Annotated in this window: 20 protein-coding genes; 17 read left to right on the top strand and 3 right to left on the bottom strand. The window is 48.6% G+C overall.

What is annotated here, in order from left to right; genetic code table 11:
• Positions 1 to 606 precede the first annotated feature (606 nt).
• Positions 607 to 1,803 carry an IS256 family transposase gene (locus GI364_RS00365; protein WP_198850049.1) on the bottom strand — a complete coding sequence of 399 codons (1,197 nt, stop codon included), beginning with the start codon at positions 1,801 to 1,803 and terminating at the stop codon, positions 607 to 609.
• 836 nt (positions 1,804 to 2,639) lie between these two features.
• Here GI364_RS00365 and fdhF point away from each other — a divergent pair.
• The 7 genes from fdhF (at position 2,640) to GI364_RS00400 (ending at position 9,811) form a co-directional block, all read left to right on the top strand.
• Positions 2,640 to 5,657: a formate dehydrogenase subunit alpha gene (gene fdhF / locus GI364_RS00370; protein WP_370541820.1), complete on the top strand. Its 3,018-nt coding sequence runs from the start codon at positions 2,640 to 2,642 to the stop codon at positions 5,655 to 5,657.
• Positions 5,629 to 6,111, top strand: coding sequence for a helical membrane plugin domain-containing protein (locus GI364_RS00375; RefSeq protein ID WP_198851780.1), 483 nt, complete (start codon positions 5,629 to 5,631; stop codon positions 6,109 to 6,111). Before fdhF ends, GI364_RS00375 begins: the two co-directional genes overlap by 29 nt.
• A gap of 189 nt (positions 6,112 to 6,300) precedes the next feature.
• Positions 6,301 to 6,894 carry a hypothetical protein gene (locus GI364_RS00380; protein ID WP_198851781.1) on the top strand — a complete coding sequence of 198 codons (594 nt, stop codon included), beginning with the start codon at positions 6,301 to 6,303 and terminating at the stop codon, positions 6,892 to 6,894.
• 368 nt (positions 6,895 to 7,262) lie between these two features.
• Positions 7,263 to 7,580, top strand: coding sequence for a hypothetical protein (locus GI364_RS00385; protein ID WP_198851782.1), 318 nt, complete (start codon positions 7,263 to 7,265; stop codon positions 7,578 to 7,580).
• Positions 7,581 to 7,623: 43 nt separating this feature from the next.
• Positions 7,624 to 8,202: a nucleotidyltransferase family protein gene (locus GI364_RS00390; protein WP_198851783.1), complete on the top strand. Its 579-nt coding sequence runs from the start codon at positions 7,624 to 7,626 to the stop codon at positions 8,200 to 8,202.
• Positions 8,203 to 8,424: 222 nt separating this feature from the next.
• Positions 8,425 to 8,943 (top strand): RNA polymerase sigma factor, encoded by a 519-nt coding sequence (locus tag GI364_RS00395; RefSeq protein WP_198851784.1) that lies wholly within the window; start codon positions 8,425 to 8,427, stop codon positions 8,941 to 8,943.
• Positions 8,930 to 9,811 carry a hypothetical protein gene (locus GI364_RS00400; RefSeq protein WP_198851785.1) on the top strand — a complete coding sequence of 294 codons (882 nt, stop codon included), beginning with the start codon at positions 8,930 to 8,932 and terminating at the stop codon, positions 9,809 to 9,811. The genes GI364_RS00395 and GI364_RS00400 overlap by 14 nt, the downstream gene beginning before the upstream one ends.
• 128 nt (positions 9,812 to 9,939) lie before the next feature.
• Here the strand turns inward: GI364_RS00400 and GI364_RS00405 are convergent, their stop codons facing one another.
• Positions 9,940 to 11,640 (bottom strand): PucR family transcriptional regulator, encoded by a 1,701-nt coding sequence (locus GI364_RS00405; protein ID WP_198851786.1) that lies wholly within the window; start codon positions 11,638 to 11,640, stop codon positions 9,940 to 9,942.
• A 416-nt stretch (positions 11,641 to 12,056) separates the two neighbouring features.
• Here GI364_RS00405 and GI364_RS00410 point away from each other — a divergent pair, with 416 nt between their 5' ends.
• The 5 genes from GI364_RS00410 (at position 12,057) to GI364_RS00430 (ending at position 18,500) form a co-directional block, all read left to right on the top strand.
• The gene (locus tag GI364_RS00410; protein ID WP_198851787.1) at positions 12,057 to 13,238 is read left to right on the top strand and encodes a M24 family metallopeptidase; all 1,182 of its coding nucleotides are present in this window, start codon (positions 12,057 to 12,059) and stop codon (positions 13,236 to 13,238) included.
• Between the two features lie 102 nt (positions 13,239 to 13,340).
• A complete protein-coding gene (locus tag GI364_RS00415; RefSeq protein ID WP_198851788.1) occupies positions 13,341 to 14,558 on the top strand; it encodes a cystathionine gamma-synthase family protein in 1,218 nt (405 codons plus the stop codon).
• 110 nt (positions 14,559 to 14,668) lie between these two features.
• Positions 14,669 to 15,871 (top strand): M20 metallopeptidase family protein, encoded by a 1,203-nt coding sequence (locus GI364_RS00420; protein ID WP_198851789.1) that lies wholly within the window; start codon positions 14,669 to 14,671, stop codon positions 15,869 to 15,871.
• Positions 15,872 to 15,908: 37 nt separating this feature from the next.
• Complete coding sequence (locus GI364_RS00425) at positions 15,909 to 16,952, top strand: homoserine dehydrogenase (RefSeq protein WP_198851790.1); 1,044 nt, start codon at positions 15,909 to 15,911, stop codon at positions 16,950 to 16,952.
• Between the two features lie 111 nt (positions 16,953 to 17,063).
• Complete coding sequence (locus GI364_RS00430; RefSeq protein ID WP_198851791.1) at positions 17,064 to 18,500, top strand: aldehyde dehydrogenase family protein; 1,437 nt, start codon at positions 17,064 to 17,066, stop codon at positions 18,498 to 18,500.
• 37 nt (positions 18,501 to 18,537) lie between these two features.
• Here GI364_RS00430 and eutB read toward each other — a convergent pair whose 3' ends face one another.
• Positions 18,538 to 19,533 carry a hydroxyectoine utilization dehydratase EutB gene (eutB, locus tag GI364_RS00435; RefSeq protein ID WP_198851792.1) on the bottom strand — a complete coding sequence of 332 codons (996 nt, stop codon included), beginning with the start codon at positions 19,531 to 19,533 and terminating at the stop codon, positions 18,538 to 18,540.
• 309 nt (positions 19,534 to 19,842) lie between these two features.
• On the opposite strand from eutB, the gene GI364_RS00440 reads away from it, so the two are divergent.
• From GI364_RS00440 to GI364_RS00460, 5 genes are all read left to right on the top strand, one after another.
• Positions 19,843 to 20,820 (top strand): cyclodeaminase, encoded by a 978-nt coding sequence (locus GI364_RS00440; protein ID WP_198851793.1) that lies wholly within the window; start codon positions 19,843 to 19,845, stop codon positions 20,818 to 20,820.
• Between the two features lie 837 nt (positions 20,821 to 21,657).
• Positions 21,658 to 22,584 carry a substrate-binding periplasmic protein gene (locus tag GI364_RS00445; RefSeq protein ID WP_198851794.1) on the top strand — a complete coding sequence of 309 codons (927 nt, stop codon included), beginning with the start codon at positions 21,658 to 21,660 and terminating at the stop codon, positions 22,582 to 22,584.
• A gap of 114 nt (positions 22,585 to 22,698) precedes the next feature.
• A complete protein-coding gene (locus GI364_RS00450; protein ID WP_198851795.1) occupies positions 22,699 to 23,349 on the top strand; it encodes an amino acid ABC transporter permease in 651 nt (216 codons plus the stop codon).
• A complete protein-coding gene (locus tag GI364_RS00455) occupies positions 23,327 to 24,145 on the top strand; it encodes an amino acid ABC transporter ATP-binding protein (protein WP_198851796.1) in 819 nt (272 codons plus the stop codon). Before GI364_RS00450 ends, GI364_RS00455 begins: the two co-directional genes overlap by 23 nt.
• Complete coding sequence (locus tag GI364_RS00460; protein WP_198851797.1) at positions 24,145 to 24,792, top strand: amino acid ABC transporter permease; 648 nt, start codon at positions 24,145 to 24,147, stop codon at positions 24,790 to 24,792. The genes GI364_RS00455 and GI364_RS00460 overlap by 1 nt, the downstream gene beginning before the upstream one ends.
• Positions 24,793 to 24,970: the final 178 nt, after the last annotated feature.

The raw sequence follows: 24,970 nt of genomic DNA on the forward strand, positions 1-24,970 counted from the left end.
TGGGATCCCTATCACCAGCATTGGCCTACAATAGGGATCCCGTTGCGCCCTATTCTCCACGCCCCACCCTGCCTGGACTCAGATTAGGGATCATTCATCACACTAATGTCCCGGGCGTGAGGCATTAGGGAGCTTTGCGATCACTACCGCCGTGGTCCCGCACCATTAGGGATCTTTCCGATCACTAACCGCCGCCCGACCGCAGCGGGATCAACGGGATCAAGCAAAATATCAGCGGTAAAGTCTCATTTATTAATTCCAGTTACCATAATATCCAGCTCAATGCCCAGCGGAACACTTGGGGGCTGCTGGTGTAGGCGTGTTTGTTGGTGACGCCGGTCGGTTAAGGATCCTTTTGCTCCCTATTCCAACGTGCGTCGAAGAATAGTGATCGATGGGATCCCTATCACGGTAGTGTCAAGAAGTTTGTGTAATTTCTTTTCAGTAGGGTTATCCATCGAAGATGGATAACATCATTATTTGGTTTGTTTTGGTAGGTGGGGGGTACCCCCCACCGAAAATTAGAACTTTATCCCTCTTGGATTGAATATTCAGAACTAATATCCTTGTTGAATTGCTGGACTGTCTCGGAATTATTTTGGATAATTATTCCTTGTCGAGAGTCTCGGAGACAGCTGGGTAACGCTCTTCATACATTCGCTGTAGCCCGGCTTTTGTTTCCTCATCGCCAAAGCCTCGGATGACCCTGGTACTCCATTTCTCGTTGTACGCTGTGACCTCCAGATAGATAATTTTCTCAGCAGCGTCCATATTTGTTAAGCTGTTCATCGGTCTAAAACGTTTGCGAAGTTCTTTGTTCGTCCGCTCGATGGCATTTGAAGTATAGATTGCGTGACGAATCAGCTTCGGATATTTGTAAAACGTCAGGAGCGTTGAAAGTTGGCCTTCCCAGGACTGAATTTCTTTCGAATACTTTTTCCCCCACTTATCTTTGACGGTGTCGAACGCAGCTACGGCCAAGTCCTTGTCTGGTGCGGTGTACACCGTTTTGAGATCACTGAGAAATTCCGTCTTGTCACCGACTCGGATTTTTGGGAAGGTACTTCGCACTTTATGTACGACGCAGTGCTGAACGTCAGCCTTTGAATAGATTTCTCGAAAGGCTTCTTCGAGACCAGGGAGCCCATCAAATACACCCAGTAACACTTCGTGTACTCCACGGTTGTATAGGTCCTTGAGCACGTCCTTCCAACCGTTGGCACTTTCTTTGCCGCCCACGTAGAAGCCGAGTATTTGTCGGTATCCGTCTTCGTTGATACCCATCGCCAGGTAGACGACTTCGCTGTCCACCGTAGTACGTTTTAACTTGATGTAGATGCCATCTAGGTAGATGACCGAATAACGCTTTTCTAACGGACGCTGCTGCCATTCTTCTACATCTTCCAAAACGGTCTTTGTGATATTACTGATGGTCGTTGGCGAGTACTCTGTGCCAAACATCCCTTCGATAAATTTCGCGACATCCCGGGTACTCATACCGCCTTTATACATGTGAATGACAGCCTCTTCTAGCCAACCTTCCCGGCGTTGGTATGGCTCAAACAACTGAGTCTGAAAGGCGTCCTTACGGTCTCGGGGAACCTGTAGGTCCTCTATCTCGCCATACCGCGTTTGTAAGGAGCGACCATAGTAACCATTTCTACTCGGGCGGCGCCCCTCATACTCCACATTCAGGAAATGCTCAATTTCTTCTCGCATGATAAACTCGAGTTTTTCCTTAACAAAGCCTTTCACGAGATTTTCCATTAGATCTCCAATACTCTGTTCATGTACACTATCCATAGGTAGGGCTTCCTTTCTGGTGATGTCGCAATCCCGAGGATACCCTACCTTTTTGTTATCTGAGAAGGATCCAAATTCTCCTACACAAACAATTTTACTTCATCCCTATCACAAGCAGTGGCCTACAATAGGGATCCCGTTACGCCCTATTCTCCACGCCCCACCCTGCCTCGAGTCAGATTAGGGATCATTCGTGACACTAATGTTTTGGGGCAGCTGGATTAGGGATCCTTGCGATCCCTATCGCAGGTGGCCACCCCAGTTAGGGATCCTTGAGATCCCTAACCGCTCCGCTAGGGCAGTCCCCGCAGTCCCGAGCCGAGATAGAGTAGTCATTGTACACTATGAAAAGGTATCTTTTTTTACTAGACGACCTAGAACGTTTTTGCTATAGTGGCTATCAGATGAACGGGACGTGTAGGGCTGTGTTCTTGTTCTTTGGCGCAGTGAGAGTCGTGAATCGCTGCTGACAAGACCTTGTCTTTCGCGTAGTGTTTATTATTGGAACGGATATATGTATGGATTGGCGAAAAGTACAGGAGTGCTTTGAACTACTCCACAAGAAACAGTATGCGCAGTCAGACTAAGCTGCGTATGTCATCTGTTTTTTGTGGGGTTTTTTGCGTTGAGGGAGGCGCTCGCTCAAATTTGGATTTTGAAGTGGATTGTAGTTTTGAATTCTGAAGTTGAATTCTGAAGTTGAATTCTGAAGTTGAATTCTGAAGTTGAATTCTGAAGTTGGATTTCTCAAGTTTGAATTTTGAAGTTGAATTTGTTCGGAGTGGAGCGCAATCAGTATGCGTTCAATGCGTTTGCGGTAAAGGGGGAAGTCATGGATGCAAGCGAAGACATCAGATGAGACTGCTTTAACGGCGGCAATGGAGACTGCGACCCTGCAGGTAGACGGTGTGAACTTTCAGGGGCAGATGGGTCAAACGATTTTGGAAGTGATGCTGCAGGAGGGACTGGAACACCCACACGTCTGCTACCACTCGAGTCTTGGACCGATAGAGACTTGTGACACTTGTATGGTCGTGGCAGACGGAAAACTGGTTCGGGCCTGTTCAACTGCCATTCAACCGGGGATGCACATTGAGACTCAGGATGCATTGTCTGCAGCGGCTCGCGAGGAAGCCATGGATAGAATACTGGAGAATCACATGCTGTATTGTACGGTCTGTGATAACAACAATGGCAACTGTACACTGCATAACACCGTGAAACAGATGGCGGTGGAAGAGCAGAGGTATCCTTTTCGTGACAAGGGGTACGAGCAAGATCACAGCAATCCATTTTACCGTTATGACCCCAACCAGTGCATCACATGCGGCAGGTGTGTCGAAGCGTGCCAGGACTTGCAGGTGAATGAGACGCTGTCTATTGCGTGGGAAAACGAGATCCCGAGGGTGATATGGGACAACGGTGTTCCTGTAGATGAGTCATCTTGTGTCTCCTGCGGTCACTGTGTGACGGTCTGCCCAACCAACGCGTTGATGGAAAAATCCATGTTGGGGGAAGCCGGCACGATGACTGGATTGGATGAAAAGCTGCTCAATCCGATGATTGATTTGGTCAAAAATGTGGAGCCCAGCTATGGCGGGATTTTGGCTGTATCCGAGGCCGAAGCAGCGATTCGGGAGACGCAGATTGAAAAGACGAAAACCGTTTGTACCTTCTGCGGAGTTGGATGCTCCTTTGATGTGTGGACGAAGGACCGTAAGATTCTCAAGGTTGAGCCCAGTGTCGATGCGCCGGCCAACGGTATCTCGACGTGTGTTAAAGGGAAGTTCGGCTGGGATTTTGTCAACAGTGAGGAACGTCTGACTAAGCCTTTAATTCGCCGCGGGGACACGTTCTACGAAGCAAGCTGGGACGAAGCGCTGGACCTGGTTGCCAGCAAGTTGCAGGAGACGAAAGAAACCTATGGGCCGGATGCACTCGGTTTTATTTCGTCGTCCAAAATTACCAACGAAGAAAACTACTTGATGCAAAAGCTCTCCCGCGGGGTAATGGGAACCAATAATGTGGACAACTGTTCTCGCTACTGTCAATCCCCTGCAACCGACGGGTTAATGAGAACGGTGGGCTACGGCGGTGATTCGGGTACCATCGAAGACATTTCAAAAGCGGGGTTGGTTTTGATTGTCGGGGCAAATCCTGCAGAAGCTCACCCTGTCTTGGCAACTCGTGTAAAACGCGCGCACAAACTGCATGGGCAGAAGCTGATGGTCGTTGATTTGCGAAAGCATGAGATGGCGGAACGGGCCGATTTGTTTGTTCGTCCGAAGCAAGGAACAGACCATGTCTGGCTGTCTGCGATTACGAAATACATTATCGATGCGGGCTGGCATGCGGAGTCGTTCGTGCGAGAAAAGGTAAACGGCTTCGACAGTCTCGTAGAGTCTCTTGCTCCCTTTACGCTTGACTACGCGGAACAAGTCAGTGGAATTCAATCTGAAACGTTGGTTGAGATGGCGAAAATGGTTGCCGATGCGGACGGTGTGGCGGCTCTGTGGGCTATGGGCGTGACCCAACACAGCGGGGGCAGTGATACAAGCGGGGCCATCAGCAACCTGCTGTTGGTAACGGGAAACTTTGGTAAGCCGGGCTGCGGCGCGTTTCCGCTGAGAGGGCATAACAATGTTCAGGGAGCCTGCGACTTCGGGACGCTTCCGCCATGGTTGCCCGGATATCAAAAGGTGACGGATGAAGGCGTTCGTGCCAAGTTTGAAAAGGCGTGGGGAACTGAGTTGTCGGACAAGCCTGGAATGGATAACCAGCAGATGGTGGCGGCAATTCATTTCAATCAGCTCAAGGCCATGTATCTGGTCGGCGAAGAGATGGCGTGGGTCGATACGAATTCCAACCATGTGCAGGACGCTTTAAGTAAATTGGACTTTCTGGTTGTACAGGACATTTTCTTTACGAAGACGGCCCAATTTGCGGACGTGATTTTACCTGCCAGCCCAAGTCTCGAGAAAGAGGGAACATTTACTAATACAGAGCGTCGTATTCAGCGCTTGTATCAGGTATTGCCGCCTCTTGGAGATTCTCGTCCAGATTGGGAAATCATCATGGACATTGCAAATCGGCTTGGTGCCAAATGGGAGTATCAGCGTCCCGCTGACATCATGGCAGAGGCTGCTTCCGTGACACCTTTGTTTGCTGGTGTCTCCTACGACTTGTTGGAAGGTTACAGCAGTCTTGTCTGGCCGGTTGCACCGGACGGTAAAGATACACCGCTATTGTACACAGACGGTTTTGCTTTCTCGGATAAAAAGGCCAATTTGGTGATGCCAAACTGGGTACCGCCTCGAAAAGCAGAGGAAGGGTATGATTTAGTGCTCAACAACGGCCGACTGTTGGAGCACTTCCACGAAGGAAATCTAACCAATAAGTCCGCAGGATTGCAGCACAAGGTTCCCAATACGTTTGTGGAAGTGTCTCCGGAATTGGCCAAGGAGCGCGGATTGAAGGATGGCTCCGTTGTTCGCCTGGAATCACCTGACGGCGCCGTAAAAGTAAGCGTCGTTGTCACAGACAGAGTCCATAAGAATGAACTCTATCTGCCCATGAATTCAACAGACAACGAGTCTGCGGTCAATCTGCTCACTGGCAACGATACAGACGTTCGAACCCATACTCCTGCATACAAGGAGACGTATGTCCGTATGCAGGTTCTCAACAAAGATGGAATGAGGCCTTTGCCAAGGACCAATTCCCGGTACGGCCAGCGAAATCCACAACAAGGCGTAGAGGTTCATCGAAAATGGCAGAGACCGGGGTATGAGTCCGTTCAAGCAACTGTAGAAAGGAGAATGAAAAATGGCCAGTCCGTCCACCTCCATTCATAGAGAGCAGCCTAATGAAGCGGAACTGCTTTCACAGTCCCTCCAGGAATTGACTGTGACCCTGACTCAACACAGTTCTGCCATTGTCTCTCTCTTAAAGCTTGTTGCAGAGTTGGAAGAAAGCGGCGTGCTGCAAACGCTGACGGCTTTGCTCAAAGCCAAAAACGAAGTGTTGGCAGTTGCTTTGGAACAAATTACAAAACCGGGGACAGTCAATGCCATTGAGAACCTATTGAGTGTGGTTCAGGCAGTGCAGAAAGTTGACGGAAAACAGGTTCAAAGCGTCCTGCAAGCGTTGACGCAAGGGTTGGAAGTTGGGCACGCACATCTCAAAGAAAAACCTGAGGTTGGTGTGTTTGATTTGGTGCGTGCCCTGCGTGATCCCGCTGTCAGCCGCTCCATGTCCCTCGTACTGGGCGGGCTGAAAGGATTTGGTGAGGGTCTCGGGACAGCCTAGATACCTTATGTGCATTCTAGATGTTTGATGTGCCTTGTTGAACAATTCTCCCCGGCTTTATGCCGGGGTTCATATAAAAGAGCTCATCTGTCTGTCAAATGAAGTGGACCGATGCAGTGCGAAAGCGCTGTCTAATCACATTGCTTCAACGCACTTGATGTGGAAAATCATTTCCAAGGAGGAGAATACATGTCGTTTCCCGTTTCAAATTTTTGGCCCGTAGCAATCGGATTTCTTGGGTTGGCGATTAATTACTTTGTGCAAGGCGGTACTACTGCTTTTGGAGGACCGAGTTGGACTCATGACAAAGTTAAGATGGAAAAGACCTTAGGCTTATGGGGGATTGGCCTCGGTGGTTTTGCCCAGTTGATTACGGGTATCTACCTGATGGTTGGATTAAGCTGGTTCCCGGTTTACCGTAATGCACCGCCTTTGTATATGGCTGCATTGGCTTTTACAATTTACGGGATCCATTGGATTGTCATGGGCATTCGTCGTTATGTAGGCGGTGAAACAGGTCCTGAAGGTTGGATGGCGATTGCAGTTCTGGTATTGAGCATCTTGGGCGCAGTATCTTTCCATGCAGCAGGGGATATTCCAGCTATGATTCTATTTATTGGACTTTCTCTGATATATGTATTTGAAGTCTTGGCCAGGTTTACGGATAATGCAGCATTTCACAGAGCTGTCGGTGTGTTTCAATTGCTGACAGGCATTTGGCTGTTGTACCTAACCATCGGCGTTACAATGAACTTTGCCAACGGCATGCACTTTTGGGTATAGAACCGTGCAACGCGCGGCATGTGTGTAAGTCGGGCAGGACGCTATGCCCAAGTGATTGGTGGCTTACGAACTGAATGTTGGATCCCTGGTACCCTGCACACCTGCGTGCAGGGTACTTTTGTACCGCATGATGATGACATAGCACAATCGCTGATAGTTTGTGCAAGCCCGGGGAGCTTTGCAGCAAAAGAAGGATTACGTCACTGCCCATTGAAATATATATCCATAATTGGAGTTCTAGTTTTCATGTGGAAAATTTGCTGCTGAAAAACTCTCTCATGTGCCTTTCTTGCTGAGTCAAAGCAAATATGGATATGCGCATATGCTCTAAGGAATTCACCAACTGACTAAGCGAATGGGGTGATGTGGTGTACGGACGATGGATCGTTCTTGGAGTTGCTGTCTTAATGCTTGTCGTAGAATTCATTGGTTTTAGTGCACAGGTTTACGAGTGGATAGTGGTCCTGTTTATTGCAGGCTTGACGGGGATTGAAATAGGGAAGTTCAGGCAAGACAGGCGGATGTTTCGGCTGTCAATCGTCATCCCCTTCGTTATCGCAATTGTACTTGCCTCGCCAATAAACAGCAGCCTCTCAAGTGCTGCGATGACTGTGCTGAGACTGTTAGGTATTGCGGCGATTCTCGTTTATTTCTTCTTTGACTACAAGGTCCGCAACAGGTACTAAAGGCCGAGCACAGCAGGTACTAAAGGCAAAGGGAGATGGAACGTTGGTTCGCAGCTTGGATTCGGAGTTGATTTCCATACTCAGTCAGCATCAATGGTTCATGAAGGTATTAAGGGCAGTCCGCAGTTGCAACCCTCCTGATTGGCTCGTTGGAGGCGGTGTAATTCGCACCATCGTTTGGGACTATTTGCATGATTATATGCGGGCTACCCAAATCAGAGATGTAGACGTTGCGTTCTTCGACGACGCCAACCTAACCCGTCAGCGTGACGTAGATATACAGGCCCGATTACAAAGACTTGCACCCGACGTTCCGTGGGAGGCAATCAACCAGGCTGCCGTTCATCTATGGTACGAGACGGTGTTCGGTTATCCTGTGGAACCATTGACATCTTCCGCTGATGCCATTGCAACGTGGCCGGAACCGGCTACGTGTGTTGCTGTGAGGCTGTTGGAAAATAATGAGTTTCTAATAGTGGCTCCTTACGGTCTCGATGATTTATTCAAGATGACATTACGACACAATCCTCGACGAATCACCAAAAACATATTCCTTGACCGGGTGCGCACGAAGGAGCCGCTGAAAAAGTGGCCGAAAGTGAAAATTATCTACAGCGAGTAAAGACAAAGAGTAAAGAATAAAGACAAACACAGGGTGCTGTCTGGAAAGCGTTAGTTCCTGAGCGCTGCTACTGGTTGTCAACGTGCACAAGAAATGAAAGCTTCTTAATCGTGATGCCCCTTTAGATGCCTCGCTGCGGCATCTTTTTTCATTTCCATACTGCAGAGGTGTAACCTTTCAACAAAAACCTCGTCTAATGGTTACACTGACTGGGAGGTGAGAATGTTGAATGATATGAACATTGATGAATGGTATTACAAGTATGTTGATGATGTTCATAATTATCTTGTCTATTTCGTTGGCAGCCAAGATGTTGAAGATTTAGTACAGGAAACCTTCATAAAAGCGATGTCCGGAATAAAAGGGTTTAAGGGTAAGTCCAGTCAAAAGACGTGGCTCCTTTCAATTGCAAGAAACGTAGCCATCGATGATACGAGGAGAAAGTCCAAAATCATTACAATGGATAAATTGGGTTTCATTTCTTCTCAAGAGACCCTTGAAGATGAGATTGAAAAACTGCAAACATATGAATCTGTGTTAGATTGCATTAACAAAATGAAGAAAGACTATCGGGAAGTTGTTTTGCACCGTGTCGTCATTGGTCTTTCTATTACAGAAACTGCGGAGACGCTAGGATGGTCTCAATCAAAGGTGAAGACCACTCTGCATAGGGCACTAAAAAAGCTAAGAGCATCTTTAACAAACGATAAAGAAGGGGGACTGGCTTATGACTACGTGTGAATCAGATGAAAACCTTGTTGAAAAGCTGCAGAGAATTTCTGGATTTCAAAATCACCCTATGCCAGAACTTGCCAAAGAACGGGTATTGAGCACTATCCATGCTTCACTACATCATCAAGACAACCTTCAACGGAAACGGTTCTCGTGGAAAAAGTCGGTTGTTTCGGGAATCGCAGGGCTGGCGATAATTTTTGCTGGTACAGGAACTGTGGCTCTGGCAGAAGGCGTAAATGTGTTAAATGTGGTTGTTCGGTTTGTACACAATATCACAAGCGGCAGTGGATACGGGGCTGGTTATGGTCTTGAACACACAGCAGTAAGTCTGACCTTGAAAACCAGTCATTCATCTAGTGCGAGTCATCTGAAAGGCGCTTCAGGAACGCTCCAGAAAGCACATATGCTGACAAAAACCCAAATGATGACGGATGGGGGTCTGTTTGCTACAGGGTACAACACTCGACTCAATCACTATCTTGGCACCAATAAGTATCCAAAATTGGTGGGTAACAATGTTTCGGTCAGCAGTATTCAGGCTTATTCCATCGACCGTGGTAAAGACATCTTTTATATGTATGTTAACGGTTATATTAAAGGAAAACGAAATCAGAACATGAGCGTCGATGTATATCATAAGACCGGTGGGGATGTTGTAATCAATGGTCAAACGCTGGCGAACGTCAAAAGACAGCTGGATGTGTCCGGGATCAAAGCTACGTACGTTGAATTTACCAACGACAAATCCTTCCTGAATTACATGACTTGGAAATCAGGGCAGTGGATTTTTGCACTGCATTCCAGTAATGTCCCAGAGTCTAGACTTGCTCAGTACGCACGGAGTATCGAAAATCAAGTGAAAACCAGTCATTAAGTTCCCAGGGAAATCGCGGAATAGTCGGCCGATTGGCAAGAGAACAGGTGTTGCGATAGGAGGGAGAGTTGTACGGACTCCAAACTGCACCAAACCGTCAACTACACCTGTTACATCTGCTGCAAAGGCTATATAGTGTCCACGTCGGTCGTTCTCATACTTTCAGTGAGGCGAAGAGTCAGGTCGAGGAGGAATAAGTCATCGGGATTGGTTAAGGATCGGCCCGTGAGCGACTCGATTCTTCGCAACCGGTACATCAGGGTCTGCCGGTGCAGATTCAACTTTCTTGACGTCTGGCTTACATTCCCTTGATAGCGTAAGTAGATGCGTAGGGTTTGACGCAAATCCATTCCCTTTTGCCTGTCATAGCCCAGCAATCTGCCGAGGACTTGCTGAACAAGCGTCTGCATGTCTTTGTCTTCTGCTAGACGCAAGAGGGCGCGGTGAAAGCCCACGTCCGTGAAATGGGTGCGATGGCCAGGTTCACGCTTGTGATTACCTACGTCGAGAGCTGCCTTCGCTTCCTTATAGCTTATGTGAAAGCTCTTTGCGCCTTCATGACCGTCGCTGATTCCCCAGGATATGACGGCACCTGGAAGTAGATTTTCTGCGCTTTGCTCTAGTTGATTGATAAAGTTGCTGAGAGATTTCACTTGTTCATCCCCGCCTATCATTGGGGTGAAACAAATAATCTGGTAGTGCTGTACGGCTGTTATGAGGTTTCTTTGCGACATTAATCCGGTATCTATAAAAAGAGATTCAATCCTGCTCAGAATGTTCTCACTCCATGTATCCACAGAAGTCTCATATTTGCCTTCGTGGTACAGGGCTTCCAGATTGTCAAAAGAGGCAATGGTACAAACGTGGTGCTGACGCAGGTCATAGCCGAGAAATTTGGACTGAGCAACCACTGTATCCCAAGGCTGTTCTTCGCCTCGTATCAAATCCCAAATAAAATCATGGCGCAGACGTGACTCTGTTTCCTCAATTAAATTGATTCGGAGGAAGCACAGTGCCGCAGCCGCTGCAGCATGCTCAAATAGGTGGGCCCGTTCCATCGGAAGAAATGAATCGACTGGTACTTCGTTTGGAAGCGCGAGGATTAAATATCCTTGGATTTCGTTTGTGGAGCGGACTGGGACTTTTAAAAAGCGATGTTGGCCCATACGGTACACCATCGGCTCAATTGCTGCAGAAACTGGAGAAATTATTGACGGCGGATAGGTGGTGGAGGCGGCTTCTGAGGTCCTTCTCCAGCGATTGGCTAGTTCTTGTGCATCCTTGCTTTGTCCGACGAGGTTGTTTCGGCGGTCCACAACAATGACCGGAATGTCTGTCTGCTCCTCTAGAAAATCTGCAATGGCTGACAGGTTTGCACTGTTTAGTACGAGACTTAACAATTCCTGCTGTACTGTATCGGTTTCCATGATGAGCAGTCTATGTCTGCTGTTCATAGCAGCAAGCAAATCGTGAATGATATCTGAAAAACGTACTTTCCACGGAATTTCGACTATTGGGAAGCTGCGTTCCTCGGCATAGTTAACGACGGATGCTGGAATTGCTTTAACGTGCCGCCCGACAGCAATGCCGATGCATGCAGCATGACCCTCCATAATTTCTGCAACAAAGTCTTTAAAAACTTGCTCATCGTCTCCACAGCCCACACCTGTTGTCAGGACAAACTCATTTGGCCGCACAAAATCCTCCACAGGCATTTCAATGACTGAGACCGACTCAACAGGGTAATCCTGCACATAATTGTGGCCGGTCAGTAAAGTCGCGGGTTGCATGATTTCAAGTTGCAGTGTATCACTCACGCAAAACTCCATCAGCCAATCCCCCAATCGCCGGCATACCATGCACGGAGTCTATAAGTACCATGCTGACGTTGAATGCCTTTTGTTACCCCATCCATGCGTATGCCTCACAAGCTATATCAGTCATCATACTGAATTTGGATTCTTTTTTACAAGTTAGAATTAATCGAATTATTTGTTTTTCGTTAACGGCGTTGTCCAACTCACTTGTTCGCCTCAGTTGGCGTAACGTTCATCAACATGGCTAAAACCTTTGTGAGAAATTCATACGAATTTGCGAATTGTCTGAAATGAGCTGCTCCAGTACGCTGGGATTGTAATAAGATTTGGTCTTCGCTCACCGCTTAGTCAGCGGTTTGTGATGCGGGTAGTAGATTGGATAGTAGTGATTGGGTAGTAGTGATTCAAGCACAAGGAGAAGGATTGCTATGGAATTATTCCACCTATCGGAGTATGATGCCCGTCTTGCCAAGACCAAGCAGGCCATGGAGAACGAGGGACTGGATGTTCTTTTGGTAACGGATCCCGCTAATATGAACTACCTATCCGGATACGACGGCTGGTCCTTTTACGTTTCGCAAATGCTGATTGTGGCTCATGACGAAGCAGAGCCCATATGGGTTGGCCGGAAAATGGATGCCCCGGGTGCAAACTGGACGACCTGGCTTAGTCAGAGCAGTATTCGGGCGTATCCTGACGATTACGTACAATCCGATGTTAAGCATCCCATGGATTTTGCAGCAGATGTTCTCCGCAGTATGGGTAAGTTCCACTGCCGCATCGGTGTAGAGATGGATGCCTATTATTTTACTGCAAGGAGCTTACAGAGGCTGACGGCAGGGTTACCAGACGCCGTCTTTCACGACGCCACGTTGTTGGTCAATCGGATTCGAATCATCAAGTCCAATCAGGAAATTGCCTACATGCAGCGTGCGGCAAGAATTGCTGAGAGTGCAATGAAAACAGCTGTTGAATCGATTGCTGAAGGTGTACGTGAATGCGACGTGGCGGCAAACATATTTTCTGCACAAATTCGCGGAATCGAAGGTTATGGCGGGGATTATCCGGCGATTGTACCGTTACTCCCTGCAGGGGAACGGTCGGGGAGTTGCCACTTGACCTGGACAGATAAGCGGTACCAGCCAGGTGATACAGTGATTGTCGAATTAGCCGGCTGTTACAAGCGATACCATTCACCATTGGCCCGTACGATTCAAGTCGGAGACCCGCCAGTCCATATTCGCAATCTGACGGATGTGGTCATTGAAGGTGTTGAAACAGCTTTGGATGCTGTGAAACCAGGTGTGGCTTGTGAAGAAGTGGAAACAGCATGGCGTCGCGTAATTGAAAGAGCAGGCTACAAAAAGGAATCCAGGCTGGGCTATTCTGTAGGACTCAATTACCCGCCGGACTGGGGGGAACACACTGCCAGCCTGCGGCCGGGGGATAGGACTGAACTGGTCCCAAATATGACCTTTCATATGATTGCAGGTATGTGGATGGACGGTTATGGAGTGGAAATGAGTGAGACGTTTCGGGTCACACAAACAGGTTGTGAAACACTGGCCAACTTCCCTCGGGAACTGGCTGTGAAATCATACGCGTTGTGAAGCGGCAGACGACGTACTTAAGCGTCAGCCTCAAGCGTCAGCAAAGCAATCATGAACTCGAAGCATCCTCGGAAACACCAGCGATGGAAGGGAGCGTTGTAAATGCGTGGACATGTGAATCACATGGAACAGGGAACAAGAACGGTGTGGGGTGGTGAGGACGAATACTTGCTGCAAGGTGCAACACAGGTACCGGTTGTCCACAGTGTTGGCTTCGGCTACCACGACATAGACGAATGGCAACAAGTTGCTTTAGGAGAACAAGCAGGTCATATCTACGGGCGCAATACAAACCCGACGGTGCATGTGTTTGAAGAAAAAGTCCGTTTGCTCGAGGGGGCAGAAGCTGCTACCAGTTTTGCGACCGGAATGGCAGCTATCAGCGGGGTTTTGTTTGGGCTTTTAAAGCCGGGAGACAGGGTTGTGTCAGTGAAAGACTCCTACGGTGGCACAAACAAAATTTTCACGGAGTTTTTACCGCGTTTCAATGTTGAAGTTACGCTTTGTGACACCAGCAATCATGAAGAAATTGAGCGAGAGACAAGAAAGGGATGTCAGATTCTGTACCTGGAGAGTCCAACAAATCCAACCCTGAAAATCACCGATCTTGCACGGTTAGCCAAAACTGCTCACGAAGCGGGGGCTCTGGTCGTGGTGGATAACACTTTTGCGACACCTATTAATCAAAACCCGTTGCACTTAGGGGCCAATCTCGTCCTGCACAGCGCTACGAAATTTCTCGGCGGACATGCGGATGCATTGGGCGGTGTTGTGTGTGGGTCAAAAGAACTTGTAGAGCAAATCTACCACTACCGTGAAATCAATGGAGCTACATTGAGCCCAATGGCAGCGTACCTTTTGCTGCGGGGGATGAAGACGTTGAGTTTGCGGGTGCAGCGTCAATCTGAAAATGCGATGAAAATTGCTCAGTTCCTTGAGGAGCATCCATTTGTGGATTCTGTTTTCTATCCGGGTCTGGAGAGTCACGTCCATCACGATGTGGCAAAAAGGCAGATGCGTCAGTTTGGCGGCATGCTGAGCTTCTCACTCAAAGGCGGCATTGACTCCGTTCGCAACTTCCTGCCCAAATTGCACCTGGCTCACTTGGCAGCAAACCTTGGTGCTGTGGAAACCACCGCGGGACCGCCGCGAACGACAAGTCACGTGGAGTGTACACCAGAAGAGCGGGAGGCAATGGGTATTCCAGAAAATTTGGTCCGTTACTCAGTCGGTATTGAAGAAGCTGACGACTTGCTTGCTGACTTGCAACAGGCTCTGGCATACGCACAAAGCCAAGTGCAGGAAAAGGCAGTGCTGTAAGTCCTGTGAGTCATATAAATTCCGGAACTTCTGTAAGTCTTCAAATTGGCAGCAAATCTTGGCAGCAAATCGCAGTGACACGAAATTCGCTCCTTGGGAGATGAGAGGGAATGATAGATGAGAAGCAGCTGACTGCATCAATGGCGCAGTCCATGGCGGAACAGATGACGAACTGGCGTCGGACTATCCACGCCAATCCCGAGTTGAGCTTTCACGAATACGGTACGTCCAAGTACGTGGCCAGTATCTTGGAGACGGTCCCTCTTCTCCAAGTGGAGACCGGGGTTGCGGGGACGGGGGTTGTGGCCACTTTAGGATCGGGACGGCCCACTGTACTGCTCCGTGCAGACATGGACGCATTGCCGATTGATGAGCAAACCGGCCTGCCCTTTGCATCGAGAAATCCTGGCGTCATGCACGCCTGCGGCCACGATGCGCACACGTCCATTATGCTCGGGGCGGCTCACCTACTGGCCGGTCAGTTTCAGGAGGGCAAAGTTCAAGGTACCGTAAAATTCATGTTCCAACCGGCTGAAGAGGATGTGGATGAAAACGGCTTAACCGGCGCCCCGCACATGATTGAAGCAGGTGTTCTGGACAATGTGGATGCAGCCATTGCTCTGCACATGAGTCCCGAAAATCCCATTGGTGAAATCCTCGTCCACGATGGATACAGCATGGCGAACGTAGACAACTTTCAAGGGACCATTGTTGGTACAGGAGGTCACGGGGCCTATCCGCATCTGGGGACTGACCCCACGTGGCTCTTGATACCTGTGCTGCAGGCTGTGCATGGGATTGTAGCACGAAGGGTTTCACCGCTTGAACCAGCTGTGGTCAGTATCGGCCAAATTCATGCTGGTATGACCAATAACGTCATTCCTACGGAAGTGACGGTAGATGGAACCCTGCGCAGTTATCGTCCTGAGATTCGACAGCAGTTGCTGGAGGAGGTCGAACAGGCGTTTTCCGTCACACGGGCTCTCGGGGGAGACTACAGCTTGGACTTTACACTGGGAGAACCGGCTCTTTACAACGACGGTGACGTCAATCAGCATATTCGAAGCGCTGTTTTGTCCATGTATCCAGATATGAAGGTGATTGACGCTCCCTTCGGCCTCGGGTCGGAAGACTTTGGCCATGTTACTAAGAAGGTTCCTGGCGCAATGTTCTTCTTGGGCTGTGGAAAAAATGATGGAATCCACAGGGGTTTACACACACCCCTCTTTGATATTGATGAAAGTTGCCTACCGATAGGAGCTGCAATTCTGACAGAGACCGCAAAGAGATTACTGAGCGGAGAGGCACAGTAAAAGGAACAAGCTGAACCTGAAAACAGGAGGTAATACCGTGACGCACAAACTGGCATTTATAGGCTTTGGTACAGTCGGCCAGGGTCTGGCGGAGATTCTGTTAGAGAAAGAGGCAGCTTTGACTGACCAATTGGGGGAGAAAATAGCTGTTGTTGCTATTTCGGATGCATTAAAGGGATCGCTTTACGACCCAGAAGGGCTTGAACTGCAAACTGCACTTCGCGTTGTCAATGAGACGGACAGCCTGAGTGCGTACCCCGATACACCGACTTTGACAAGAGACATGAATGCCTTTGACACGATTCAGCACAGCAGTGCCGACACTATTGTTGAGGTTACCTACACTAATGTAGAGACAGGGCAGCCAGCAATTGATCACTGCCGTTACGCTTTTGAAAGCGGGAAAAATGTCGTGACGACCAACAAAGGACCTGTGGCATTGGCTTACAAGGAATTGTCCCAGCTTGCGAAAAAGCGAGGCGTTCGCTGGGGATTTGAAGGCACTGTGATGAGCGGGACTCCCTCTCTGCGCATGCCGATTAATTCGTTAGCGGGCAACGAAATAAGGGAAATCAAGGGCATTTTTAACGGAACCACCAACTACATGCTGACAAGAATGGAGTCAGGATTGACTTACGCGGAAGCACTGGAAGAAGCACAGGCAAACGGGTATGCGGAGGCCAATCCGACAAGTGATGTAGAAGGCTACGATGCGATGTACAAGATACTCATTCTGTCGAACGTGATTATGAAGGTTCCGCTGAGCAAGGAACAGATTCAGCGGCGGGGGATAACAGACATTCACCGCTCAGATATTGAGCAGGCATCCAACGAGGGGAAACGCTGGAAACTGGTGGCGCGAGTTCGCAGGAATGAAGATCATACGGTCTCCGCCTCGGTAGCACCGGAACAGCTCCCCATGACCGACCCCCTGGCTGGCATCGCAGGCGCAACGAACGCTATTACCTATGACTGCGATTTGTCCGGTCCCATCACTTTGGTCGGAGCCGGGGCAGGTAAAGTGGAGACGGGCTTCTCCCTGCTCATCGATATTATCAATATAGTTCGCAATCAGATGTAGGCTGTGCAGAGTTGTCTGTGGACCGACGTAGAATTTCGCGAGTTAAATGCAGTCAAAACGCGGCAGGTTTTCTTGCAGTTGAAATGGTGGATATTGAAGGAGGAATACTGTATGAAAACACAGACGGCTGGAACCCCCATGTTGATAGCGGGCCAGTGGGAATACGGGCGTGACACGATTGATGTATTGGATCCACAAGACAACAGCCTGATTGATACGGTTCCTGCGGCAACGAAAGAAGACTTGCTGAGGGCTTTGGATGCTGCACAGGAAGGTGTCAAAATTGCAGAGCAGTTGACAGTGAAGCAACGAATGGAGGTATTGCAGGGGGCTGCGGACTACGTGGAGAGTCGGTCTGAGGAGTATGCCATTGTCATCGCCAGAGAAGCTTCCAAGACCATTCGTGAGGCGCGCAAGGAAGTCGCGAGGTGTGTGAAAACACTGCGTGTAAGTGCGGGCGAGACCAGACGGATTAGCGGTGAAACCATTCCCTTCGATGAGGCTGCAGGGGGTGAGAACAGGGTTGGATACTACTACCGGATTCCGATTGGACTGATTGCTGCTATCACACCTTTTAACGATCCGTTGAATCTGGTTGCACACAAAGTCGGCCCGGCCATAGCGGGCGGGAACGCTGTGATTGTGAAACCCGCCACGGTGACACCGCTCAGTGCATTGAAGCTGGCAGAGGCCTTCATTGCTGCCGGGCTGCCTGAAAAAGTGTTAACGGTCATTACTGGGCACGGCAGCGAGATTGGGGATGCACTTGTCAGTCACCCGGCAGTGAGAATGGTGAGCTTCACAGGAGGGCTTGATGCAGGCAATCACATTTCCAAAACCGCGGGACTGAAGAAGATTGGGATGGAACTAGGTTCAAATTCTCCAGTCATTGTGTTGTCTGATGCGGACTTGGAAGATGCAGTCCAAGCAAGCGTGTCTGGGGCATTTTACGCAGCTGGACAGAATTGTCTGGGTGTCCAGCGGATTTATGTTCAAAACGACGTTTACGATAAATTTATTGACAGGTTTGTTTCAAGCACGAAACACCTTCAGACCGGTGATAAACTCTCTGAGGAAACAGATATGGGTCCATTGATTACTGAGAAAGAAGCCAAGCGTATTGAAAAATGGGTAAACGAGGCTGTGCTGGACGGTGCCCAAATTTTAACCGGAGGTCACAGGAACGGTGCATACTATGAACCGACTGTGCTCGTGAATGTAACGCCCGGGAGTAAGATTGCTGTGGAAGAAGTTTTCGGACCCGTTGTCTCCATCTTTCGAGTATCCAATCTGAATGAGGCCATTAATTTTGCGAACAGTGTGAACTACGGCCTGCAGGCGGGTATCTTTACAAACGGTGTTTCGGAGGCCTTTAAAGCAATTCAGAGACTGGAAGTGGGGGGTGTAATGATTAATGACAGCAGCGACTACAGACTGGATGCGATGCCATTTGGCGGTGTAAAGGCATCCGGTTTGGGCAGAGAAGGCATCAGGTTTTCGCTTGAGCAAATGACAGAACCTAAAGTAGCTTGCTTTAAGTTGAGCTGATGGTTTCAGGAAGAGTCGCTGCGTGCGGCTCTGAATCTTAAGAGCGGAGCACTTCTTCAAGAATAGACGGATCCACATTATTTCCGGTCAATAGACAAATGTTATGTCGACCCAGTTTTTCCCGAAGTTGAGTCATGGCAGCGGCTACAGGTGTTGCAGCTGCTCCTTCAACTAGCATGCGGTGCTCTTGATATAGGTAGCGAAGACCCGCTTTAATGTCTTCTTCTGACACGAGCACAATTTCATCTGCCAGTTCTCTGACAATTGGGAAGGTAAACTTGTTGTCTAAACCTATACCTCCGCGAAGACTGTCTGCAAGTGTTTCTGCTTCGTCGACATCAACCGGCTTGCCGGCCTTCAGGCTTTCGTACATTGCGGCGCCGGACTCCATTGATACTCCGATGATGCGAACACTTGGGTCGACGGACTTAACAGCCATGGCTACACCAGCCATCAGACCGCCTCCGGACAAGGGAACAAGTACCGTGTCCAAATCTGGACACTCTTCCCACAACTCCAACCCGAGGGTCCCTTGGCCGGCAATAATCGTCTCGTCGTCAAACGGCTTGATAACTGTCATACCTTCATCTTGTACCAGCTTGTAGCTGTATTCTGCTGCTTCGTCCTGACTAGAGCCAACCCGTTTGACTTCCCCGCCCATCTGCTCGATTGCGTGGACCTTCATCTGCGGGACCTCATGGGAGACACAAACGACTGCACGCAGTCCAAGTTTTGCAGCAACATAGCTCACGGCCAATCCGTGGTTTCCTGTGGAAAAGGTTGTGATACCCTTGGCTCGTTGGGTTTCTGAAAGACTCAGTATCTTGTTTGCTGCACCGCGAATCTTGAAAGCACCTATCTCTTGAAGGTAATCCAGCTTTAAATACATGGAGGTACCTAAATCGCGAGATAGCGGCACACTGTGGACCAGGGGTGTCTTTCGTGCGAAAGCGTAGATTCTGTTTCTCGCTTGCCAAATCTCACGTACGAAATGCGGCCATTGTCTCTGAACAACCACTTTGTTTTGCTCCATTCGCTGCACCCTTCTTTCATCCGGCATTTCTATTAAAATGCTAATAGTATCCATAGCATGTACCCGCGAGGGACCCTCATCTAGTCCAAATTGTAGTTGCGGAACAGTTCACAATCCATTGTACAATTTACACGAAAACGAGTCTTAAGATTCATACAACTTGAGGAATCGTGTCAGAAACACAACTGTTATACGGTAAGACATAAGGTGGTGAATTTCTGTCGCATATACCTGTTCCGCAATACTGCGTGAGGACTCTGTGCGGATGCTAGGCGGCAACTGGACAAAAAAGAGGGGGGCATTCTAACGGTGTACATCTTTACGGAGCAGGAAATTCGAACAGCACTACAGTTAAATACAGAGGTAACTGAACAGGTGAAATCAGGTTTTCTGGCACTTGCAAGAGGACTGGTTGTGACTCCTCCAATTATGCGTGTAGATATTACAGATGCAAATGGGGAACTCGATGTAAAGACAGCTTACGTCAAGGGTTTGGGTCAGTTTGCAGTAAAGATGTCATCTGGTTTTTTTCACAATCCTGCCAAGGGTCTCCCAAGCGGGAGCGGCATGATGGTTTTATTCAGTGCAGTGAGCGGTATCCCTGAGGCAGTATTTCTGGACAACGGCTATATGACAGATGTGCGGACGGCGGCGGCTGGAGCTGTGGCTGCACAGTACTTGGCGCCCAACAACTGTCGAATTGTGGGTGTCATCGGAAGCGGGATGCAAGCGCAATATCAGCTTCAGGCACTGCGCTTAGTTCGTAGTTTTGACAGTGTGTTGGTGTACAGTAGAAATCCTGCCAATGCAAGGCGATTTGCGGAAAGAATGACGAAACAATTACAACTGCCGGTGCAAGCAGCTAGAACGCCGCAAGAGTTAGTACAACAGAGTGAAACGGTTCTTACTGCAACGCCGTCCAAAGTGCCGCTCATAGAAGCGTCATGGTTGCATAAAGGAATGCATATAACGGCCGTGGGGTCGGATGCCGAAGGCAAACAAGAATTGGATAGAGCTGTTTTAGCAGCGGCAGACGTGTTTGTCTGTGATCTGAAAAGTCAATCCGAGGTCCTGGGAGAGTTGCACCACGCCGTCAAATCTGGACCTTTGCCGAAGGGGTTTACAGTGACGGAGATAGGTGACATGGTAAGCGGGAAAAAACCAGGGCGGTCTCATAGTGAGGAAATCACGATATGTGATTTAACGGGGACTGGAGTTCAGGATACAATGGTAGCGATCTACGCCTATGAACTTCTTCGCAGCCAAGGTGCAGGCACAGAGTTTTGAGGCACTTGGGTTGTTTGGGGCGAAATTTCTGTTGTGATACTGAATTCAGTCTTCATGATTTGTTTTTATCATCAACTGATTGCCGTCTCCTTCCGCATTCGGCATTGTAGGAGGCTAAGGTGTGAATGAAGCTGATGAGGCGCCTTTAATACACCATGGACAAAAATGTGCTCGAAAATTCATACATACTTAAGAATTGTCTGAATCAAATAATTTATGTAGTCTTTAAACAAGGTCGTGAAGTTGCCACAATCCGCGCCACTGCAGTCTATCAGGCTAGTTTGTACACCTTATTTATAAGAAGATTCAGTTGTGTCTGATTGGACACTGTAGACGGAATTGTGTACCCTATTAAAGCAAAGGGGGTTGAAGTTTTGAGAAATTGATCTAAATCGACCAATTTCTTCAAACGGTCGGTGACCGGCAACTGTGTTGAAACTGTACGCTAGCTGCTTATAGACAAATACTTGGTGTCTGTGGGCCGTGCGCTTCTTTTATCCCCACATTACCCGCGCGTTTGTCTGCCGGCACTTCACATGAGTGTTTGTCTGTACAAGGAGTCTACCTGTTCAACCATGGTTGCTAAGAGGAGGCTGCGTACATGAAGCGGATTGCGGAGTTCAAAAGCAATTCACATTGCCTCCAGAAAATTTTCACAGGGGCATGTCCGAGTAGTCTATTTATCGGGGAAATCTGTCACGCTTGCAGAGAAGCTGCCAAGTGAGGCTAAGTGCTGCATGTGACAAGCTTATTACTGGGACATACTCCTGCATCAAGCTCCGGATGATAACGATATGAAACTGCCGGGGGTCAAATTGACGAGGAGGAGTTTTACTGTTGAGACCATTATCTAAATTGTCCATTCCTGTACTGATTGGTGCCGTTTCGGTTGCAGCGCTTACCGGCTGTGGAGCAAAATCGACCACTGGCGGTGGCTCGACGGGTAACAGTTCCGGCGGGAATCAAAGCACTTCATCCACCCCGAATAAAAACACTCTATTAGGTAAAGTAATGTCCACCCACACACTAACTATTGCTGAATCAGCGTATGCACCGGAAGACTTCCAGGATCCGAAGACCAAGAAATGGACTGGATACGACATCGATATTCTCAAAGGCTTCGCAAAGACTTTAGGAGCGAAGCTAAAGGTCGATTCTATGCCCTTCGCTTCTTCGATTCAGGCTGTTGGCAGCAAACGGGCAGACATAACTATTGATATCTACTACAACAAGAAAAGAGCGAAGGTACTCTCCTTTAGCCGTCCGATGTTGAACTACGCCGACGTCATTGCAGTCAATTCGAAGAATCCAAAGGTTTCTTCGCCGACGGTGGCTGCACTGAAAGGAAAGAAAATTGCTGTGGTTCAGGGATCCGCTGAAGTGGCAGAAGCCAAGAAAATCCCGAACGCCAAAATAAAGACCTACAGCACCGTGGCCGAGAGCTTCTTGGCGTTGTCCCAGGGACGTGTCGCGGCAGACCTTCAGCCCAGTACCGACCCGGCTTGGGCTGTTCATAAGAACTCGCATTTGAAGGTGAAGATTTTGGGTGATGTACCTTCCTCCATTTCACCGTCAATTCAGAGCTTGCGCGGCTATTATGGCGTTCCAAAAGGCACGTACAGCCAGAGCTTCCTGAAGAAACTGAACACGTACCTGAAGAAAATTGCTGCGAATGGTACAGAGCAAAAGATTCTCGACAAATACGGTTTGAAGAGTTCCGTCTTTTTGAAGGGAATTGCTCAGGCACCGAACACCTATAGCTAAGCCTGTGCAGCAAAAATGAAGATGACTCGATGGCCCGTGGGTCGACACGGGCCGCCGAATTGTTTTGTGACAATAAAATAGCTTCTGACAGACAGGGAAAGGAGGAATGGCCGGATGGTCTTTCACTATTGGATTCATTGGCTGCCCAAAATGCTGCAGGGCACAGTGGTAACGATAGAACTGACTGCAGCTTCTCTGCTGGTAGCATTGGTCTTTGGATTTATTCTTGCACTGGCCCGTTTGTCGCGGTTTCGCCTCTTGAATCTGATTGCCGCAGGATACATCCATATTGTTCGCGCCGTTCCAGTGTTGATTATCTTGTTTATTGTTTACTACACTCTTGGCCAAGTCATTCAGTTGTCAGGATGGCTGTGTGCTGTAATTGGCTTGGGCGGCTTTTATGCAACGTTGTATGGTGAAATCTTTCGCGGTGGAATCTTGGGCGTGGACAGAGGGCAAGTCGAAGCTGCAACTGCACTGGGAATGCCGCAACGCAAAATTATGAGAAAAATTATCTTGCCGCAAGCATTTTTCTCAATTCTTCCCCCAGCAACCAACCAGTTGAGCAATCTGATTAAAGATACATCACTGGTCTTCACGATAGCAGTGCTTGATCTCATGGCTCGGGCTTATCAAGCGTCGTCTTCCACGTTGCTTCCGTTGGATATGTTTCTTGAAGCTGGGGTTATCTATTTCATCTTTTACCTCATCCTATCCAAATTACTTGCGAGGTGGGAACTAAATGTCCAACGAAGTCGTAGTTAGTATCAAAAATCTCACAAAGAAATTTGGCGAACAAGTGGTGTTTGAAGATGTGTCGCTTGATGTCCATAAGAGCGAAGTTGTTGCCATTATAGGACCAAGCGGTGCCGGAAAGAGTACTATGATTCGGTGTATTAACAGACTGCACCCCTTTAATGACGGGCGACTGGAAGTGCTGGGACACGAATTGAAAGCAGGTCCAGCAATGCCGCCGAGAGACGTGTTGACCGATATTCGGCAACGAGTCGGTATGGTGTTTCAGACGTTTAACCTGTTTCCACACCTGAGTGTACTGGAGAACATTACTTTGGCACCCATGGAAGTCAACAAAATGTCCAAGAAAGCCGCAGGCAAACGCGCTATGGAACTGTTAGAGATGGTGGGGATGGTTCAGCACGCAGAGAAGTATCCAAAGAGATTATCCGGAGGGCAACAACAGCGAGTGGCGATTGCAAGGGCACTTGCGATGGAACCGGAAATCATGCTGTTTGACGAACCCACTTCAATGCTTGACCCGGAATTGGTCGGAGAGGTTCTGAGCGCAATTCAGCGATTGGCAAAGCGTGGAATGACTATGATTTTGGTCACGCATGAAATGATGTTTGCAAAGGAAGTAGCAGACACAGTGGTCATCATGGCGGACCACCAAATTGTTGAAAAGGGTAATGCACGAGAGGTGCTTGAATCTCCCCAAACAGACCGTGCTCAGTCTTTCTTGCACCGGGTTCTGCAACCTGTGGATACCTCAGATGAGATGTCCAATCTCGACTTTGTAGCGGACCACGGGGGCGATAGGTAATGCTGCAGATATTCCATTTGTATATCGGCAACATTTTAGAGGGCATATTAAAAGATTTCATTTTGACGCTTGTTGCAGTCATTCTCTCCATCATCTTGGGGATTCTGTTTGCTACAGGCAGACTCTATGGTCCACGCATCATTAAGATTATTATCACATGGTACGTAGAATTGATTCGGGGCTTACCTGCAATTCTACAGTTGTTCATTATCTTCTTTGGATTTACGCAAGTCGGCATCAACTTCTCACCGTTGCAGGCTGCCCTGATTTGGTTGGTGGCATACGGTACTGGCTATGCTGTTGAGATTTTCCGATCTGGAATCATGGACGTTGCTCAAGGTCAGCGTGAAGCTGCAAGTGCTCTGGGCTTGAGCCGGTGGGTAACAATGCGGAAAATTGTTATCCCACAGGCCTTCACAGTAATGCTTCCGGCCTTGATGAATTTCATTGTACTGCAGTTGAAGAACACCACACTTCTCTTTTTGATTGGATATACAGACACTATGGCTCAAGCACGCCTGGGTGCGGATGCTCTAGACAATCCCGGGCCCCTGTACCTGATGGCCGCTGGTGTGTATCTGATATTGGCTCTTATTATTGGAGCCATCGGAAACCGAATGGAGAAAAGAGCAGCTGCGTATCGATGATATCCTCCCGACGCTGACTATGAGTTCTAATAGAGTACAGACAGAGTACAGAAGCTGTACCGCGTTTCTCTTAACAGAGGCTGCGCGGTGCAGCTTATTTTTGCCTTCGTTCACTTGTTATTGTCACCGTCAACATTCCTGTAGGTGTTAGTAGATTCGGTTTGTAGAAATAAAGACG

It is taken from the genome of Alicyclobacillus sp. SO9 (genome assembly GCF_016406125.1).
Lineage (GTDB): Bacteria > Bacillota > Bacilli > Alicyclobacillales > Alicyclobacillaceae > SO9.

Coding starts and splice junctions, on each gene's coding strand:
- GI364_RS00460 (WP_198851797.1), top strand. CDS start 24,145: ATGCTGCAGATATTCCATTTGTATATCGGCAACATTTTAGAGGGCATA.
- GI364_RS00405 (WP_198851786.1), bottom strand. CDS start 11,640: ATGGAGTTTTGCGTGAGTGATACACTGCAACTTGAAATCATGCAACCC.
- fdhF (WP_370541820.1), top strand. CDS start 2,640: ATGCAAGCGAAGACATCAGATGAGACTGCTTTAACGGCGGCAATGGAG.
- GI364_RS00430 (WP_198851791.1), top strand. CDS start 17,064: ATGAAAACACAGACGGCTGGAACCCCCATGTTGATAGCGGGCCAGTGG.
- GI364_RS00410 (WP_198851787.1), top strand. CDS start 12,057: ATGGAATTATTCCACCTATCGGAGTATGATGCCCGTCTTGCCAAGACC.
- GI364_RS00400 (WP_198851785.1), top strand. CDS start 8,930: ATGACTACGTGTGAATCAGATGAAAACCTTGTTGAAAAGCTGCAGAGA.
- GI364_RS00380 (WP_198851781.1), top strand. CDS start 6,301: ATGTCGTTTCCCGTTTCAAATTTTTGGCCCGTAGCAATCGGATTTCTT.
- GI364_RS00395 (WP_198851784.1), top strand. CDS start 8,425: ATGTTGAATGATATGAACATTGATGAATGGTATTACAAGTATGTTGAT.
- GI364_RS00420 (WP_198851789.1), top strand. CDS start 14,669: ATGATAGATGAGAAGCAGCTGACTGCATCAATGGCGCAGTCCATGGCG.
- GI364_RS00450 (WP_198851795.1), top strand. CDS start 22,699: ATGGTCTTTCACTATTGGATTCATTGGCTGCCCAAAATGCTGCAGGGC.
- GI364_RS00375 (WP_198851780.1), top strand. CDS start 5,629: ATGGCCAGTCCGTCCACCTCCATTCATAGAGAGCAGCCTAATGAAGCG.
- GI364_RS00415 (WP_198851788.1), top strand. CDS start 13,341: ATGCGTGGACATGTGAATCACATGGAACAGGGAACAAGAACGGTGTGG.
- eutB (WP_198851792.1), bottom strand. CDS start 19,533: ATGGAGCAAAACAAAGTGGTTGTTCAGAGACAATGGCCGCATTTCGTA.
- GI364_RS00455 (WP_198851796.1), top strand. CDS start 23,327: ATGTCCAACGAAGTCGTAGTTAGTATCAAAAATCTCACAAAGAAATTT.
- GI364_RS00365 (WP_198850049.1), bottom strand. CDS start 1,803: ATGGATAGTGTACATGAACAGAGTATTGGAGATCTAATGGAAAATCTC.